General features: G+C 54.2%; 18 protein-coding genes. 3 read left to right on the top strand and 15 right to left on the bottom strand.

What is annotated here, in order from left to right:
- Positions 1 to 7: 7 nt before the first annotated feature.
- Entirely contained in the window at positions 8 to 1,243 is a 1,236-nt protein-coding gene (locus tag AB3X55_09770) for a M24 family metallopeptidase (protein MEX0503870.1), read from the bottom strand.
- 227 nt (positions 1,244 to 1,470) lie between these two features.
- Here AB3X55_09770 and AB3X55_09765 point away from each other — a divergent pair, with 227 nt between their 5' ends.
- Both AB3X55_09765 and AB3X55_09760 read left to right on the top strand, forming a co-directional pair.
- Positions 1,471 to 1,698, top strand: coding sequence for a DUF6356 family protein (locus AB3X55_09765; protein MEX0503869.1), 228 nt, complete (start codon positions 1,471 to 1,473; stop codon positions 1,696 to 1,698).
- A 235-nt stretch (positions 1,699 to 1,933) separates the two neighbouring features.
- A complete protein-coding gene (locus tag AB3X55_09760) occupies positions 1,934 to 2,158 on the top strand; it encodes a hypothetical protein (GenBank protein ID MEX0503868.1) in 225 nt (74 codons plus the stop codon).
- A 115-nt stretch (positions 2,159 to 2,273) separates the two neighbouring features.
- Here AB3X55_09760 and AB3X55_09755 read toward each other — a convergent pair whose 3' ends face one another.
- From AB3X55_09755 to AB3X55_09705, 11 genes are all read right to left on the bottom strand, one after another.
- On the bottom strand, positions 2,274 to 3,437 hold the full coding sequence (locus tag AB3X55_09755) for a tyrosine-type recombinase/integrase (GenBank protein MEX0503867.1): 1,164 nt from the start codon (positions 3,435 to 3,437) through the stop codon (positions 2,274 to 2,276).
- Between the two features lie 810 nt (positions 3,438 to 4,247).
- Positions 4,248 to 4,583, bottom strand: coding sequence for a hypothetical protein (locus tag AB3X55_09750; protein MEX0503866.1), 336 nt, complete (start codon positions 4,581 to 4,583; stop codon positions 4,248 to 4,250).
- Positions 4,584 to 4,630: 47 nt separating this feature from the next.
- Entirely contained in the window at positions 4,631 to 4,936 is a 306-nt protein-coding gene (locus AB3X55_09745; GenBank protein MEX0503865.1) for a hypothetical protein, read from the bottom strand.
- 146 nt (positions 4,937 to 5,082) lie between these two features.
- The gene (locus tag AB3X55_09740; GenBank protein MEX0503864.1) at positions 5,083 to 5,322 is read right to left on the bottom strand and encodes a hypothetical protein; all 240 of its coding nucleotides are present in this window, start codon (positions 5,320 to 5,322) and stop codon (positions 5,083 to 5,085) included.
- 100 nt (positions 5,323 to 5,422) lie between these two features.
- The gene (locus AB3X55_09735; protein ID MEX0503863.1) at positions 5,423 to 5,824 is read right to left on the bottom strand and encodes a hypothetical protein; all 402 of its coding nucleotides are present in this window, start codon (positions 5,822 to 5,824) and stop codon (positions 5,423 to 5,425) included.
- Positions 5,825 to 5,942: 118 nt separating this feature from the next.
- The gene (locus tag AB3X55_09730; GenBank protein MEX0503862.1) at positions 5,943 to 7,241 is read right to left on the bottom strand and encodes a TRAP transporter large permease; all 1,299 of its coding nucleotides are present in this window, start codon (positions 7,239 to 7,241) and stop codon (positions 5,943 to 5,945) included.
- Positions 7,234 to 7,734, bottom strand: coding sequence for a TRAP transporter small permease (locus AB3X55_09725; protein MEX0503861.1), 501 nt, complete (start codon positions 7,732 to 7,734; stop codon positions 7,234 to 7,236). Before AB3X55_09725 ends, AB3X55_09730 begins: the two co-directional genes overlap by 8 nt.
- Before the next feature lie 14 nt (positions 7,735 to 7,748).
- Positions 7,749 to 8,735, bottom strand: a complete 987-nt coding sequence (locus AB3X55_09720; protein ID MEX0503860.1) for a TRAP transporter substrate-binding protein — start codon at positions 8,733 to 8,735, stop codon at positions 7,749 to 7,751.
- 73 nt (positions 8,736 to 8,808) lie between these two features.
- Positions 8,809 to 10,209, bottom strand: a complete 1,401-nt coding sequence (locus AB3X55_09715) for an aminomethyl transferase family protein (GenBank protein MEX0503859.1) — start codon at positions 10,207 to 10,209, stop codon at positions 8,809 to 8,811.
- Positions 10,210 to 10,234: 25 nt separating this feature from the next.
- The gene (locus tag AB3X55_09710) at positions 10,235 to 10,975 is read right to left on the bottom strand and encodes a GntR family transcriptional regulator (GenBank protein MEX0503858.1); all 741 of its coding nucleotides are present in this window, start codon (positions 10,973 to 10,975) and stop codon (positions 10,235 to 10,237) included.
- Positions 10,976 to 11,257: 282 nt separating this feature from the next.
- The gene (locus AB3X55_09705) at positions 11,258 to 12,124 is read right to left on the bottom strand and encodes a hypothetical protein (protein ID MEX0503857.1); all 867 of its coding nucleotides are present in this window, start codon (positions 12,122 to 12,124) and stop codon (positions 11,258 to 11,260) included.
- A 185-nt stretch (positions 12,125 to 12,309) separates the two neighbouring features.
- Between AB3X55_09705 and AB3X55_09700 the strand changes: the two genes are divergently transcribed.
- Positions 12,310 to 13,239, top strand: coding sequence for a LysR family transcriptional regulator (locus tag AB3X55_09700; GenBank protein ID MEX0503856.1), 930 nt, complete (start codon positions 12,310 to 12,312; stop codon positions 13,237 to 13,239).
- A 44-nt stretch (positions 13,240 to 13,283) separates the two neighbouring features.
- On the opposite strand, the gene AB3X55_09695 is transcribed toward AB3X55_09700, so the two are convergent.
- The 3 genes from AB3X55_09695 to AB3X55_09685 are packed head-to-tail and all read right to left on the bottom strand — an operon-like array spanning position 13,284 to position 16,186.
- Positions 13,284 to 14,282: an ABC transporter ATP-binding protein gene (locus AB3X55_09695; GenBank protein MEX0503855.1), complete on the bottom strand. Its 999-nt coding sequence runs from the start codon at positions 14,280 to 14,282 to the stop codon at positions 13,284 to 13,286.
- 18 nt (positions 14,283 to 14,300) lie between these two features.
- The gene (locus AB3X55_09690; protein MEX0503854.1) at positions 14,301 to 15,338 is read right to left on the bottom strand and encodes a Gfo/Idh/MocA family protein; all 1,038 of its coding nucleotides are present in this window, start codon (positions 15,336 to 15,338) and stop codon (positions 14,301 to 14,303) included.
- 8 nt (positions 15,339 to 15,346) lie between these two features.
- Positions 15,347 to 16,186: a carbohydrate ABC transporter permease gene (locus AB3X55_09685; GenBank protein ID MEX0503853.1), complete on the bottom strand. Its 840-nt coding sequence runs from the start codon at positions 16,184 to 16,186 to the stop codon at positions 15,347 to 15,349.
- Positions 16,187 to 16,197: the final 11 nt, after the last annotated feature.

The following is a 16,197-nucleotide window of genomic DNA, read 5'->3' as shown; positions in this document are numbered from 1 at the left end:
ATATCGCCTAGATTTCGATGAGGTCGAGAGGCAGGCTGTTCATCATCTCGTGACCGGTTTCTGTAATCAAAACCTGGTTTTCGATGATAAGGCCTCCCACCCCTGTAATATACCAAGGGCACTCAAAGGCCATCACCATCCCCGGCTCAAGGATCGTGGTAGCATCGGCAGAGATGAAAGGCCATTCCTCGCTGCCAAGACCAGCACCAAGGCCATGCCCGAAATGCCCTCGCGTGTAATCAGAAAACCCTGCCGCCCTGATGGCCTCCTGAGTCACAACATGCACCTCCGCCAAGGCTATGCCTGGAGCCAACAACGCTGATCCGGCGATGAACCCTTTCATCAATGCATCATGTATGCGGGCGTGCAAATCTTCGGGAGGGCCGAGCACATAGGTTCTTCCGGTGTCAGACGTGTATCCGTTCACCAGGCACCCGACATCAACCTTGATCAGGTCCCCTGCCTGTGCCGATGCATTCCCGCTCCATGGGTCTGGACCTACAGAAATATACTCCCATGCGCCCGACAAAGCGGCATGATCTGGATGTCGGGCAATAGCTGCATTCCATGTGCCTGCCAATTGTTGCCGGGTTACTGCGGGAGCAATCGCCCCCTGCACTGCCCGAATTCCGCTTTCGGCTATTTCCACAGCCTTTCGCAAATTTTCAATCTCGCCAGCCGATTTGACCATCTTGAGTTTTGCCAGCACTTCACTTGCGTCGATCAGTTCCACATCGCCAAGCGTGTGTTTCATGACGGGAAAATCACTTACCGACACCGCGGATGCTTCGAACCCGATCTTTGCACCGTCAAGGCCGCCCTCGGCCAGAGCATCTGCCAAATGTTGATAGCAAACTGACGGGTCAAATGTGGTCGGTCGGGCAAATTCGTGGGCGCGACCGGCCTCCTGCCACGCAGATGCTATGATATCTTCGGGATCCCAACTGGGATCGAATTCATGAAGGTCGGTGGTTTCCACCCAAATTGGGCTTTCCCGAACGTCTTTGATGTGGCTGGCCTTTTTGAAATTCCGGGCAAACAAATCGCTGACAATGGCGGTTTCGGGAATATTGGGGGCGGCAGGCACCAAAACAGCGACAGCACCTGTCCGACGCCACATCGTCGCCACCCCGGACGAAGCGCCAGTCGCATATATAAAGCTTTCCGGTGAAAGCAGGATCAGACCATCAATGCCGGCCTGAGACATCAACTGGGAAGCGCGCTGTCGATCAAGATGTGCCATTGCGATTCAATTCCATTGTTTAGGATCCATGTGCCAAACATCACACCAAACATCCGCCGATCAGTCATGCACGTTTTGTGGCTTATACATGATGTTGGATGCTGGCTTCTTGTCCTTGGGCCTACATGGTCCGATCCACAAGAATATGAAAAATAAATTTGTTGATTTACTTTCATATTTAGAAAAAATTAATCAAATTATCGTTGTAATTAAGTAAAATATCCTCAATGCAAAGAAAGGAGACAGTGCCAGTGCTTACCAAGATATTTCTGGATCATCCGAAACAGGTGAATGAAACATATTTTGAGCATGGTCATTTTGCCCTGACCTTTGCAGCGAAACTTTTTCTGGCAGCGGGGGCGGCCACAATACATGCTGCGATACCGGCAATGTTCGAGAAGACAGCCAGTGGGATCGTTGCGGAGCTGTATAAAAGAACTCATAATCGAGGCTGACGCGGTCTTCATCTGTAGAAAATTCTAATGTAACCTCCCGGTTGCCCCAGTTCGCCACTAGCCTGGGTTATCAAAAGGCAGAGAGACATGGACAAGGATCTATTTCGCAACACCCTTGCTACGAATGCGCTGTCAACTGGCAGGCCAAACAGATCAAAAAAGCCAAATCGTTTCGGCATTGTGTTTCTTCTGATTGTCTTTGCTTCCATCTCTTACATTTTGGCACGAGGGTGGTTTGGAGCTTAAAGGCACACGCCATCTCGTTCTTGCATGGGTGCCGATCATCCTAGCGGCCATGATAATCGGCGGAATTGCCGCCATAGCTGCAAACACAATACTGAGACAGTTAGGGCTGGATATTCCCTACATCGCTGAATTTATCGGCAGCCTGGCCGGTGCACTTGCTATGGTTTTTGTGTTGAAAAAACATCACATTCCAGTGAAGGGTTTGCCGGATTAGGAACGGCTAGTGGTTGCTGACAATTGCTCTCATCCATCTGGCTTTAACCTCGAGACCGTAGCCACTTCCATATATCTTGGCCCACTCCTTCGGTGGCCCAACCACTGACCGGCTCCTATTCTGCTGATTTAAGGTGTCTCTCCCAAACCTCCATCAGTTCTCTTCTTTGCTCGAGGAAGTCTGTGCGGTTGTAGGCGCGTTCTGTAAGCGATCCAGTTTGATGTGCGATGATTGTCTCAGCCACTTCGCGGCTTGCCTGCTGGCTTTCTGTCAGCCACACACGCAGCGTTGAACGAAAGCCATGCGGTCTTGCCTCAAGCCCTCTCCGTTCCATGAGCCGCGCCATTGAGGCATCGGATATGACCCCGCGTTTTACACCAGGGAATATGTGACCATCTCGCTGCTGCTGACTGGCAAGTTCGATGACGTGAAGGGCTTCGGGTGTAAGGGGTACCCGGAAGTCCGAGGTTTTGCCTTTGCGGCCCTTCATTTTCTCTCCGGGGACTGTCCAGATGTCCCCATCGATCTCATCGAGATGGGCATACCTCACCGGATGACTGCGAAGACCGGTCAACATGAGCAATCGCAGAGCCAGCTGCGGCAAGGACCTGTCGCATAGTGATTGATAGAAGGCTGGCGCCTCTTGCCATGGCATTGATGGAATGTGCTTTACCACATGTCTTGTCTTACCCAAGAGCAGCTTTGTCTTCTCGGCAAGGCCGATGTCCACATCCAGGCCCAGAGCTGCGGCATGCCTTATGACGAGGTTTGTTCTGTTAAGAGCCTTGCGCGCTGTATCCGCTTTCTCATGCCATAGCGGACCAATGCAATCACGGAGATCTCGCGGCGTTATCTCTTCTACAGGCACTGATCCGAGTTTAGGCAGGACATGCAGTGCCAGCGGCGTAAACCAGCGACCATTCTTGCCATCACCCTTCAACTCCGATTTCTGGGCCTCGAAGGCTTCATGAGCCAGATGCTCAAACGTGTTGGCTGACTGCAGGGCTTCGCGCTTCAGTCTTCGGCGCTCCTTAATGGGATCAATGCCAGCAGCAAGCTGTGATCTTGCCGTCGCTGCCAGCCCACGAGCCTGCTTCAAGCTTACACGGGGGAACCCGCCGAGCCCCATCTCACAGCGCTTACCATATCGGTCAAAACGCAGGAACCATTGTGCACCGCCATCGGCGCGTTTATGGAACCACAAGCCAGCACCATCACAATGCTTGCCTGGTTTTGCAGATTTAATGAATGCCGCAGAGAGGCGATCACGGGGCGCCAATTCTATCCACCTAATTATCCACCTTTTAATCTGAGATCTTGTGACATCCAGTGAAACGTTCTGAGACACAAAACCTCATCAACACATTGTTTAATAGTAAATAAAATAAACCAATGAAACCTCACGCAACACACTGAAACATCTGTTCAGTGCCGCCCCCGGGCACCACCTTTCCCCACGATACTTTCGTCAACTCAAGTCACCCTTGAGCAATATCAGTAGCTTAGGTTTGGCCGGTCTCAAGTCAACAGGCACATTTGTTATACAGGGTGTTACAAACAGGTGACTGACCGACGTCCACCCTGGTTGGATCCCATGAACGACAAACACCACCCTTTGGGTTCGACGGGCAGCGGTTTCAAAAAAGCAGGTTGAATAGGACGTTTGTAGATGTGCCGGAGGAGCCTCACCGTTCAGTCTTGGTATTCGTCTGATACAAATTCGTGGACGACAACTCCGCGAGACCCAACCACTTTGGTTGTCAAACCCTCGACAGCAGGAAGATAATGCTCTTTTAGAAGAGCCTGACAGGAAACGTAGGCGTCTTGGTCACGGTACTCAAAGATTATACCAACCCGATATGATTGCTCTGTGTTCCAAATCTGCGTAACAACCCGACGGAGCATACCTGCGTCTGTGAAAAGTTTAATTACCTCTGGTGAAAAGGCTTTCTCTTGGCGCAGAAGGTAAAGTTCCAACTGTTCCTTTGTAGCGAAGTCACGTGTGGAATAGTTTATCATTGAGGTGTTTGTCATCTAATCGCTCATCCTTTAGAAGAATTTGTTTTCCATGGAACTCTGCACTCCATGTTTAGGAATAATCGTCCATCACTTCACCGCGATGAGGCGTTACGGTAACACCTTCGAACAGGTGTCCGTATTTCTCTGAAAAATCCGCAGTGGTTTCTTGCCAAACCTTATCGCAAGCCTCGTAGGCTTCCATATCGCGATACTCCAGCCAGTTACCAATAATGAACCTGCCCTCCGGCAGGAACAGGCGGCTGGAATGGAACCTGGTCATGCCCAAGGGCCGCAATTTGTCCGCAAGTTTGCTCATTTCCTGCTGGAACGCCTCTCGGGCCTGTAGCATGGAAGCTTCATCGGGGTATTCGACGGTCGTAAAGCTGATTATCTCACCGGACATCATTCGCCTCCTGTGTGCGTTATGTTTGTATCGCCTTTAAGCGTCGATCATTAGTCGCCGAAATCAAGCTCGGGGCTGGTGATGCCTTTCTGCGCCTCGACACGGCCCTCGAACCGTTCAGCGATCTGCTGCTGGAATGCCTTCAGGTGCGGAAATGCGAACTCCAGATGTTCTTGATTGTCGAACCAGATGATTGTCATGCCGCGATCCGGTGCGATATGGAAGTTCCGCATCCGGATGACGCCCTCGGGCATTGGCGGCATGTTGTCGTTGACCCAGTCATGGGCTGATCCCATGAGTAGGGGGTTGAGGTAACGGATCGAGAGAATTGCGCAGAATTCTGTGCCCTGTGACATGAGGGTTCCTTATCTATCAAACGAATAACGCGAAAGATCCTAGCAGGAATAGGCGGCGTGACCATTCAAAAGCGGAAATCTTCGACCACTGACCGGAGGCTTGCAGATGTTGAAGCGTGACAAAGTTTGGTTGCCCGGCAATTCGTCTATCTCGATCCAGGCAACCTGAGCCATGATTTCCGGTAGCCGCTGATGATCCAGTTCAACGGGGTAAATTTGATCAGCAGGTAATAGACAATCACACTGATGATGAAGGTTGCGCATACCGTGCCCAACACGACCATTGTCTGGCCTGCCCCTTGGCCGATCAGGATTGCGCTGATTACCATCGCTGGCAGCAGGTGAACCAGATAGACCGGATAGGACAGTTCAACCAGCCACTTCACCGGTGTAACGCTTTTCTTGATGAGGGTGTGGGTGACACCAATCAGCGTTTACCCAAGGACCAGATTGCACTCCAGATCGATCAGTTTCATCGTTTGGCCACTATTTCCTTGAGGAATAGCGTCGCATACGTTGCCCTGATGCCAGATGTAGCGTGATAGCGATCCAGAAGAATAGTCCGGCAAGCAGATATTCATGCGGCGGCACTTCAGCTTTAAGGAACACAAAGGTACCAACGATGGACAGCATGAAAAGGTATGTCTTCAGAAAATGGACGGGATAAACCTCTCGGCTGCCAAAAATCAGATGCATGAACCCATAGAATACGAAGGTCGCTATCATTGCGAGGCGGACACTTTGCCAACGATGGTAGGGAATCTCTTGGCTCTCAGAGACCCTGAACGGAAAGTAAATGGTGATGCCAAGAAACGTGGCGACTATGGTGTAGAGTCCCCACAGCGCCAGTAGTCCGATGAGAATATTTGCAAACCAACGTCCATACATGGGACCACGCTAGGGGCTGGAAAAGCTGCACGTCAACTGTGGTAAATGACGCAGCTTCCAACAAGGCCCGGCCCACCCATCCCGGTCCACTCATCCCGGCCAGCCATCAAAATGTCGCTTACATCCTGCTCGGCAGGTACAGAGCGATGTCCGGAAATGCAACAAGAAGACCAAGACAGACGGCCATTGCGAACCAGAATGGCAACACCCCTCTGAAGATGGTCGCCATCGGCACGCCTTGCGCAACGCCCTTGACGACAAACACATTGACACCGACAGGGGGGGTGATCAGTCCCATTTCGATGACGATCACACAGATAACGCCGAACCATATGGGATCAAATCCAAGCCCCGATATGATTGGAAACACGACCGGAAGCGTAACCACCAGCATCGCCAGCCCATCAAAGAACATGCCCAGAATTATGTAGCCAAGCAGGATCAGGAAAAGCGTGCCGTAAGGTCCAAGACCAAGCGCCTTCAACTCCAGCGCCAGCGTTTCGGGGATATGGGTCAAAGCAAGGAACGGACCAAATACGTGCGCGCCGATGATGATCAGATAGAGCATGGCTGTCATGGTTACGGTTTGCAGCAGAATGCCCGGCACCTGCCCAAAACTGACCGCCCGCGTGCCAAGCGCCAGCACTGTGACCAAGGAGGCCCCCACGCCCGCCGCCTCCACCGGGGTGAACACGCCAAGATAGATGCCGCCAATCGAAGTCAAAATCACCCCGATCAGGGGCAGCGAATGCAAGGTCGAGACAAGTTTGTCACGCAGTGTGGTCGACGGTCCGACCGGCCCTTCGGCCGGTTTCATCGAGGTGACAATGGCGATGGTCGCAACGAACAGCAGTGACAGCAGAATGCCTGGCAGGATACCGGCAATGAACAGGCGGCCAATGCTTTCCTCGGTCAGGATGGCATACAGGACAAACCCGGTTGACGGGGGAATCAGGATGCCCAGCGTGCCGCCTGCCGCCACCGACCCTGTCGCCAGCCCGTCGCCATATCCGAACCGTTTCATTTGGGGCAGTGCCACCTTGCCGATGGTCACCGCGGTGGCAACCGACGAGCCGGACACCGCCGCAAAGGCGGCGCAGCCGACCACGGTCGCCGAGGCAAGACCGCCTCGCAACCGGCCGATCCAGGCATAGGCAGCCTCATAGAGCTTCTGGGAATATCCGGCGGCCCCCGCCATGTTTCCCATCAGGACAAAAAGCGGAATGATCGACAGGCTGTAGGCGGTAATTGACGAATAGGTTTCAGATGACAGGGTTGCCACCGCAACGCGCTGGCCATCAATCACCCAGATACCGCCAAATCCGACAGCCAGCAGCGCCATGCCAACAGGCATTCGCGCGACCAACAGGAAGAACAGTGCCAGAATTCCAAGAAAACCAATGAGAGTTTCACTCATAATCTCTGACCCCCGAAACCAGCTGAAAAACCAGCTGAGTGACAAGGACGATAGCGTAGCCGCCCATCCCGATGGTGATGGCGCCATAGGCGATCCATACCGGAATTTCGATCATATTGGTGACGTCGCCATATTCATGCGCATCAAGCGCCTTGTCCAAGGTCTTTTCAATCAACAGAAACAGAATATATGCCCCCACCGAACGCGCCATCATATCACCAAGGAAGCGCCCCCAGGCACCAATCCGACGGTCAAAGATGTCCACACGTATGTGCGCGCCGGTTGCGGTGGCATAAGGCATCGCCATCATCACCACCAGAGACATGCCGATCTGAACGAGTTCCGCGTCACCAAGCACGGGGTCGTTCAGCACATAACGGCAAAATACCGCATAGCTGACCAGGCACATGATCACAAACAGCACCGCGCCGCTGACAGCGGCGAGTGCTTTGAGAAGGCGCCCGGTGACGTCCCGGGCGCCCTGTTTTGTCAAGAGATCTCTCAAGATCAGTTCTTGAGTGCGTCAGCCCATTGCTGAGCCTTGATGCCGTCTGCTTCAAGCTCTGCAATCAGGGCAGCGGCAAGCTGCGAGGAGGCGGCATCAAACTCGGCTGCCCGCTCCGGTGAAAGGTTGATCACCTCGCCACCTTCGGCTTCCCACTTTTCCAGCGCCTTCACGCCGGAGGTCGACATCGTGATGTGACCACCCTGTGACATCTCGGCACCGGTCATCGCCGCCAGTTTGGCCTGGGTATCGGCATCAAGCCCTTCCCAGCTGTCGCGGTTCATCACGAGCATGAACAGAGAGTTCGACCCATCCATGCCGGTGGTGACATATTTCACGACCTCGCCAAGCTTGAAGCTTGTCAGAACGGAGGTGTCCACAAGCACACCGTCGACAACACCCGTCTCCAGCGACTGGTAGACCTGGGTGATTGGCATGGACACGGCAGTTGCACCCCAGGCTTCAATCACACGGCCGGTGTTCTTCGACGGAACCCTGATCTTGAGCCCGGCAAGATCGGACATCTTTTCGATTTTCTTGTCGGCCATCAGAAGTTTGGCCGGCTCTGCGGACCAGAGTCCAAGAAGCTTTGTCCTGCGGAATTCATCACCGATCACATCGATGTTGTTCCACATCTTCTTGGTGATGTCCTTGTTGCCCGGCACCACACCAGGCAGTTCGACAAGCAATGTCTTCTTGAACTGCGAGGCTGTATAGCCAGGCAACGCATAAACAATATCCGCCACGCCATCGAGCGCACGGTCATATTGTTTCACCGGACCTGCACCCAACTCACCGGCCGGGTACACACGAATTGTTGTTTCACCACCTGTCGCCGCAGCGATCTTTTCCGCAAGTGGCAGGAACATTTCATTGTGCAGGTGATATTTCGTTGATGAGAAATGCGCCAGCTTCAGCTCGTTCGCCGAAGCACTGGCAGCGATCAACAGCCCGGCACAGAATAGACCGATTGACTTGAGTTTCTTCATTCGAATTTCCTCCTGTTTTTTTATGTTTGGTGGAGTTTAGAGGCTAAGCCTGCCCAGGTCCCACCAAACCTGTCTATTCAGATTTCGTCCGCCAGCTTTCCGCATAGTTTTCTCTGGCTTCAGCAGCATATGGCGTCGGTGACACCCGCACACGGATCTCTGTCTGCCTGTGGGTCTCGGTCGACGTCTTGCCGCTGTCATCCGGTTCCCCCCATACCAGGCTCAGGACATCGCCAATATTGATGCTTTCATCAACGACCGCCAGCGACAGGAAGCACCTCTCGTTGAAGCTGTATCCGTTGAACATGTTCATCCCAACCATGTTGCCATCCTTCAGCACCATGTCAGCCGAGGATGAGGCGTAGTTCGGTTGCGGGAAATCTATCCATTTGTAGGGTGTCCCCTGTTCCAGTCCGCTGGCGATCACCTTCAGGACATCATCGCGGTTCCATTCCAGGGTCACACGTTTGCGGTTTGGCGCATCCTTCATGCGTTCCAATGCCGCCTTGCCGATGAAATCGTCCTTTTTCCAGCCGATATAGAAACCGTAGCCAAGCTCAAACGGGTTGACATAATAGTCCTCGATATTCTCGGAAACGAAGCTGCCCCCGATCGAGCCGACAGCTTCATAGCTGTCAGCGCCAAGCCAGTTGCGGTATTCCGCCATCATGCCGTCGCCGGTATAGATTCCCGGCAGTGGAGACGGTATCCATCCCGACTCCAGCGTGTTTGTCGAATAGGCACGACTTCCAACAGGAACCAGATTGGCTCCAACCGCTTTCGCGGCGTCCATGATTGCCGACCTGATATAATGCTTGTCCGCATAGGGGCCCCAGATTTCCAGACCTGGCGCGCCGGCCATTCCATGACGCAGTGCCTGCACCTTCTTTGACCCGATATTGATCCAGTCCACGTGGAAAAATTTGATGTCGGGAATTGGGCCGCCATTCATCTTCTCGAAAATCTGCGGCGCGTCCGGTCCCTGAATCTGGAAGCGGTAATGCCCCCTCATCACCCGTTCGCCATCCGGCCTGCTGTCAGAACGCGGGTCATAGGACAGACGGACATTCCAGTTTCCATATGCCGCCTGAAAGCGCAGCCAGTTGGCGGTCGGTGAGCGTCCCACCAGAATGAATTTATCTTCGCGTTCCCTGAAGATGATCATGTCGCCGATGACGTGACCGGCCGGGGTGACCGGCACGAAATGCTTTGCCCTGTTCAGACCAAAGTTCGAGAAATCATTGATCCCGGTATGGGCGAGAAACGCTTCAGCCTGGGGGCCCTCGACCGTCAGTTCATCCATGTGGTGGGTTTGATCGAAGAGGACCGCACTGTCACGCCAGGCGCGCTGCTCGTCCCGCCAGTTGCTGAATTCGGGTGCCACTACCGGATAGACATACATGCCTATCTTTGAGTTGCGCAGCATTTCAACCGGCGTCTTGAATTGGCTTATCGCGTTCGTCAGGCTCGACATCTTTTCTTCTCCTAGAAGTGTAATTCTAATTGTTCGTTACCAGAGAAATTCCGGGGATTTTCTCTCGCGAAAGGGTCTCGTCCGCCATCACCAGGGATAGATTTTCACGTGCCAGACGCGCATGTTCGCGGCACAGGAATTCAGCCCGCCCGCCCTCACGGGCCACAATGGCGTTGAATATCGCGCGATGCTGGCGTTGTGCGAATGTCAGCGATTTCCGAAAGGCCGGTTCATTATCCTGCCCTTCAAGAAAGGCACTTGGGGATGCCAATGGCAGTTTGCTGATACGTTCCAGCTCGCGCTCCAGGGTCATGCTGGAAGCGGCGCGTGAAATCCATGAATGGAAGGCTGCATTCAATTCGACATAGCGCTCGAAGTCCAGGTCGGAAGCGGTTTCAACGACCGCATCCAGAGACGCAAGCACCTCGCTGCATTCTTTGCGAATTTCATTCGAGATACCACGCTCCGCCGCCAGCCTGGCGGCCAAGCCTTCAGTGGTCCCGCGAAATTCTATCGCGTCATCAATGTCTTGGATTGTGTAGCTGCTGACCCGACACCGACCGGATTTCAGCCTCTCGACCAAGCCCTCTCTCTCCAGGGCTGCCAGCGCTTCACGAAGAGGTGTGCGTGAAACCGCCAGACGGTCCGCCAGAACCGGTTCCGGCAATTTCTCACCCGGGGAAAAGACACCCGTCAGAATCAGTGATCGCGCGCTGTTCAGCGCGCGCGCCGCCTGACTTTCGGGTCTTTCCTTAAACTTATCCACCGATCGATTCGTCTTTATACAGTTGCGGGCGGAATACTCGCTTCACCTGCGGCACTCACATCTGACCGTAGCAACTGTATACAATTTTTCAATATCTGTATTGCGTCAATATCGCACCCATACAGGCGTGACCCCGGTTTGACGCGCAGAAAGACGGTGCCCAGACATATAAGGTTGCCCTCCATGTCCGATCACAATGTATGCAATTGCGTCCGGCGCGGGCTGTTTCCATGGCCCTGCCTTGGAAAGGTTCAGTGCGTCGCCCGGCTGGCCATTCCCGATCTAGAGGATGACGGCCTCATCGAATGAACGGTCACCAAGGCCATTTTCAAAGATCCCGCGCTCGTCGATCCATCTTTGCGATTCTTCAAAAACCTCCTTCGAATATTCCTCAAAGACAAGCCGTTCACCTGGGCCAAAAAGCCGGGTGTCGATCTGGTCCCTGAACCTTTCGGGAAATTCTTCCCGATAGTAATGGGTGTAGAGTTCCGGCCGAAGATCGATATCGGACTGGGCCCGTTTCAGTGCGGCGAAATATTTCTCCACATCTTCCATCCGGGAGTCTTCGGCTACCATGGCCGCCATCATGAACGTCGTATCGACGACCTTTCTGAAGCCAAGCTGCTGCATGAAGTAATAGGGACCGCTGAACAGGCTGACCGCGGGAATGTTGCCGTCAATCATATGCTCCATCCGGCGGAAGAGCAGGCCATCGGAAAAGGACAGGTTGATGTCCTCGGGCTTCAGGAACGGCTCCAGAGCCTGGATCGTCGAATAATGGCTCCCCGATTGATAGCCAACCGAGATCGGCACATTTGCCAGATCTTCGGGTGTCCTGATGTCGGAGTCGGCGGGCACAAAGATACCGCAGGGCGAAACCGAATAGAGCCTGCCGTAAAGCTTTCCATGACCAGAGGCTGCCGCCACATTCACCGTCCAGTGACAGGCGCAGCTGACATCGCTGGTCCGTCCCTTTTCAAACGTCTGGTAGGCACCAACCCTGTCGCCGAGATCGTGAATGTGATTGGTTGCGGATTGCAGTTGGTCTTCAAGCACATAGACCAACCCCTCATCGTCAAAATATCCCTTTTCAACAGCCACCCACTCGTGAAGCCTCATGTGAGGCGCGATCACAAATTCTCCTGCCATTCTTCTCTCCCTGCTTCACGCCATTCGGCGCGTTCATTCTGGCGTCTTCTGACATTGGCATGAAGCCACTGACAAAAGGCTAGGCAAGAAGTGCAATTCAAGCAATTCATGTGATTTTATTTATTATATTAAAAAATTTAATATAATGCCTGCATGTCATCAAACACAAATTCCGGGAAGAGCGGATGAAGAGCGGAAATTTCATGGATTTGGATGGTCATACACTGCGCACGTTCCTGACCGTCCTTGAACTGTCTTCTGTTTCCAAGGCAGCGGAAAAGCTTGATCTGACACAGCCTGCGGTCAGTCACATTCTGCGCCGGCTTCGACACATTCTTGGAGACCCCCTTTTCATCAGGACAGGCCAACGTCTAACACCTACAGAAACGGCACTTTCGTTGAAGACGGTTGCCATTGATGCGCTGGACAGCCTGCAGCGTATGACGGCGCAGCGCGCCTTCGACCCGCGGCAGGAGGAAATGAAATTTGTCATTGCCGCAAATGACATGCAGCGCGACCTGATCTTTCCCCAACTTCTCAGGGATGCAATGGCCGAAGACATTGCGCTTGAACTTCAGTTCATCCCCTCCGGCCAGCCAAGTGTGCCCTGGATTCGGGATTCAAGGTGCCATCTGGCGCTGACACCCTTGCCGCCAGAGGCGTCGGATATCTTTCAGAAGATCATTCTGAGGGGCAAAATGATGTGTTTCTTTGATGCTGAAATGGGTCCGCCTCCGCAGAGCCTTGACGAATATTACACCGCACAGCATCTGAGCGTGCGCTTTATGGAGGGGCGAACGTCCTGGGCCATCTGGTCAAGCAATGAACTGGATAAATCGCGGATCAGTCGTCCTGTTGTCACCGTTTCCAATTTCAATGCCATCCCGCCCTTTGTCAAAGGCACAAGATTGATCGCCACACAGATGGATTTGATGCGATTGAGAACCCTTCAGGCGTTGGATCTGGCGCCTCTCCCCTTTGCGAGTGACCCTGTTGCCATCTATATGGTTTGGCATGAACGAAGCCATAACGATCCCGCGCATAGATGGTTGCGGCAAAGGGTGGAAACCGTGGCACGGCAGGTCACCGAGAAAATGTCGACAGACCTGTCATGAATTCTGAAGGGTGGAGGCTGAAGACTGGTTGCCCTGACAGGCGGCTAGCGCAGCCTGAGGCCATTCCCGTCGAAATACAGCATGTCCTCGTCCCTGAAGGCGAGGCTGACCTTCGCCCCGATATCATGATTGACCTCGCCGAACTGGCGTACCGTGATCATCCCGCCTTCGGTGTTGACGAAAATATTCGTTTCGGCCCCCAGATGTTCGAGGTGGCTGACGGTGCCTGCCACCTTGCCACGGCGCGATATCGTCACCTGTTCCGGGCGCATGCCGACCGTCACCGCCTTGCCGCCAACGCCAAGATGCCCGGCCTCGATGAAATTCATCGCGGGCGATCCCAAAAAGCCGGCAACAAACATGTTGTCGGGATCCTTGTAGAGCTGCATGGGTGACCCGACCTGTTCTATTCGCCCATCGCGAAGCACGACAATCTTCTGGGCAAGGGTCATGGCCTCGATCTGGTCGTGGGTTACATAGACGACCGTTGACTTCAGCTCGCGATGCAGCCGGGCGATCTCGATCCGCATGTTCACCCGCAACGCCGCATCGAGATTGGACAGCGGCTCGTCAAACAGGAACAGATCGGGGTTGCGTACAATCGCGCGCCCGATGGCAACGCGCTGACGCTGGCCGCCGGACAGTTCGGCGGGCTTTCGATTCAGATAGGGTTCAAGCTCCAGCATCTCGACAGCAAGGCTGACCTGCCGGTCAATATAGCTGCTGGATGCCCCCGCCTGGCGCAGGCCAAGGCTCATGTTTTTTTCGACTGTCAGATGCGGGTACAGCGCATAGGTCTGGAAGACCATCGCGATCTTGCGCTTGGATGCCGGCAGGTTGTTGACCAGCTGTCCCGAAATTTCCACATCGCCCTGCACCGGTGTTTCAAGCCCGGCAATGATCCGCAGCAATGTGGATTTGCCGCATCCCGAAGGCCCGACGAATATGACGAACTCTCCATCATCAACCTCGAGATTGATATCCTTCAGTACCTCATTGTTGCCAAAGGACATGTGGATATTCTTCAAACCGAGCGACCCCATGACGGCTCTCCTTGCGAACTATAGCTGCGGCGGTTGCAGATCGACCGCCTTGCCGGACCGCACACTTTCATCAGCGGCAAGGCAGATGGCCAGCGACTGCACCGCGTCCAGCGCGTGGCGCGACAGATCGATATCTTCCAGAATGGCGCGCCCGACAAATGCCTGTTCCGCATCACACAATTCCTGATGGCCGGGTTCATCCTCCAGCGCGATGAACCTGTCCTCTCCGCCGGTTGGATGCACAAGCAATCGACCGACCTTTGTGTGGCTGTCGATATCCGACGATCCGGCGATATCCTGTGCGACGATGGACACGGCGCCACCCGGCGAGATGACGTCTTTGACGAAAAACGCCGTTTCCGACATCATCGGACCCCAGCCGGCCTCGTACCAGCCGACCGATCCATCGGAAAACAGCACCTGGAAATGGCCGTAATTATACATATCCGCCGCGATTTCTTCGGACAGGCGCAGCCCCATGCCACGTACCTGAACCGGCGCGGCGTCGGTGATCTGGCACATCACATCAACATAATGCACACCGCAATCGACGATGGGCGGTGTTGTCTGCATGAGCTGTTTGTGCGTTGACCATTCATCACCCTTGCTCTGCTGGTTCAGATTCAGGCGAAATACATAGGGGCCTCCCAGTGCCCGCGCCTCGGCTATCATTCTTTGCCAGCTCGGATGGTGGCGCAGGATATAGCCCACAACCAGCTTGCGGTCATGGTCCCGCGCGGCGCGGGCCACGGCGATGGCATCGGCGGTACTGGTTGCCAGCGGCTTTTCCACAAAGACGTGCGCGCCGGCCTTCATCGCGGCAATCGCATAATCGGCGTGGCTGTCCGAATAGGTGGCGATGCAGACAAGATCGGGTGATGTCGTTTCGAGAGCGTCATGGAAGTCGTCAAAACGGTCATAGCCGGTCAGCTCGTCCGGCAGGTCGACAGCAGTCCGGTTCACAAGTCCGACAATCTGGAAGGATTGCTGATGGTGATAGGCCAGCGCGTGGCTGCGTCCCATATTGCCAAGTCCGACGACAAGAACACGTATCATTTTACAGCTCATTTCACAGCGCCCGAAGTTATGCCCCTGATGAGCTGTTTTGAAAAAATCAGATACAGAACAAGCACCGGAAACATCGCCATCGACAGGGCTGACAGAACGGCGTTCCAGTCAGTCACGAACTGGCCGATGAATACCTGCGAGCCAAGGGTAAGGGTCTTGGTTTCCTCGCCAGGGGCCAGGATCAGCGGGAACCACAGGTCGTTCCAGATGGGGATCATGTTGAAAACCGCGACCGTGGCGAGTGCCGGCCTGACCAGCGGCAACACCAGAACAAAGAAAATACGATATTCCGACAACCCGTCTATCCGGCCCGCATTCTTCAGGTCATCCGACACCTGGCGCATGAATTCGGACAGGATGAAAATGGCCAGCGGCAGACCCTGTGCGACATAGACAAGGACAAGCGCTGTCAGCGTGTTGACCAGATTGCTGGCAACCATGATTTCAAGTATCGAGATGGTGCCAAGCCGGATCGGTATCATGATGCCGATTGCCAGATACAGGGCCATCAGCGTGTTGCCCTTGAATCTGTATTCGGCCAGCGCAAACCCGGCCATCGCCCCGAACAGCAGAATGAAGAAAAGCGAGGCGACAGTGACAATCAGCGAATTCTGCATATAGAGAAAGAAATCGCCCTGCCGGAATACGGTTTCAAACCCGACAAGCGAAAAATTTTCCGGGTTGGGGAGTGCCAGCGGATCACGAAAGATGGCTTTGCGTGTCTTGAAGCTGTTGATGATGATGATGAAGATCGGAAACAGCGCGACCACCGTATAGGCCGCCAGCGCGCCATGCGCGAGCAGAACATTCGGCAGTGTGTGGCGTACGCGTTTCATCCTGCGTCTGC

Source organism: Alphaproteobacteria bacterium LSUCC0719, from assembly GCA_040839025.1.
Classification (GTDB): Bacteria; Pseudomonadota; Alphaproteobacteria; order Puniceispirillales; family Puniceispirillaceae; genus UBA8309.
The sequence above is the reverse complement of the archived record's forward strand: the minus strand, read 5'-3'. Positions and strand labels throughout refer to the sequence as shown.

Excerpts from the sequence above, each read along its gene's own strand:
- AB3X55_09770 (MEX0503870.1), bottom strand. The coding sequence starts at position 1,243 with ATGGCACATCTTGATCGACAGCGCGCTTCCCAGTTGATGTCTCAGGCC.
- AB3X55_09765 (MEX0503869.1), top strand. The coding sequence starts at position 1,471 with ATGCAAAGAAAGGAGACAGTGCCAGTGCTTACCAAGATATTTCTGGAT.
- AB3X55_09750 (MEX0503866.1), bottom strand. The coding sequence starts at position 4,583 with ATGATGTCCGGTGAGATAATCAGCTTTACGACCGTCGAATACCCCGAT.
- AB3X55_09745 (MEX0503865.1), bottom strand. The coding sequence starts at position 4,936 with ATGTCACAGGGCACAGAATTCTGCGCAATTCTCTCGATCCGTTACCTC.
- AB3X55_09735 (MEX0503863.1), bottom strand. The coding sequence starts at position 5,824 with ATGTATGGACGTTGGTTTGCAAATATTCTCATCGGACTACTGGCGCTG.
- AB3X55_09730 (MEX0503862.1), bottom strand. The coding sequence starts at position 7,241 with ATGAGTGAAACTCTCATTGGTTTTCTTGGAATTCTGGCACTGTTCTTC.
- AB3X55_09720 (MEX0503860.1), bottom strand. The coding sequence starts at position 8,735 with ATGAAGAAACTCAAGTCAATCGGTCTATTCTGTGCCGGGCTGTTGATC.
- AB3X55_09715 (MEX0503859.1), bottom strand. The coding sequence starts at position 10,209 with ATGTCGAGCCTGACGAACGCGATAAGCCAATTCAAGACGCCGGTTGAA.
- AB3X55_09705 (MEX0503857.1), bottom strand. The coding sequence starts at position 12,124 with ATGGCAGGAGAATTTGTGATCGCGCCTCACATGAGGCTTCACGAGTGG.
- AB3X55_09700 (MEX0503856.1), top strand. The coding sequence starts at position 12,310 with ATGAAGAGCGGAAATTTCATGGATTTGGATGGTCATACACTGCGCACG.
- AB3X55_09695 (MEX0503855.1), bottom strand. The coding sequence starts at position 14,282 with ATGGGGTCGCTCGGTTTGAAGAATATCCACATGTCCTTTGGCAACAAT.
- AB3X55_09690 (MEX0503854.1), bottom strand. The coding sequence starts at position 15,338 with ATGATACGTGTTCTTGTCGTCGGACTTGGCAATATGGGACGCAGCCAC.
- AB3X55_09685 (MEX0503853.1), bottom strand. The coding sequence starts at position 16,186 with ATGAAACGCGTACGCCACACACTGCCGAATGTTCTGCTCGCGCATGGC.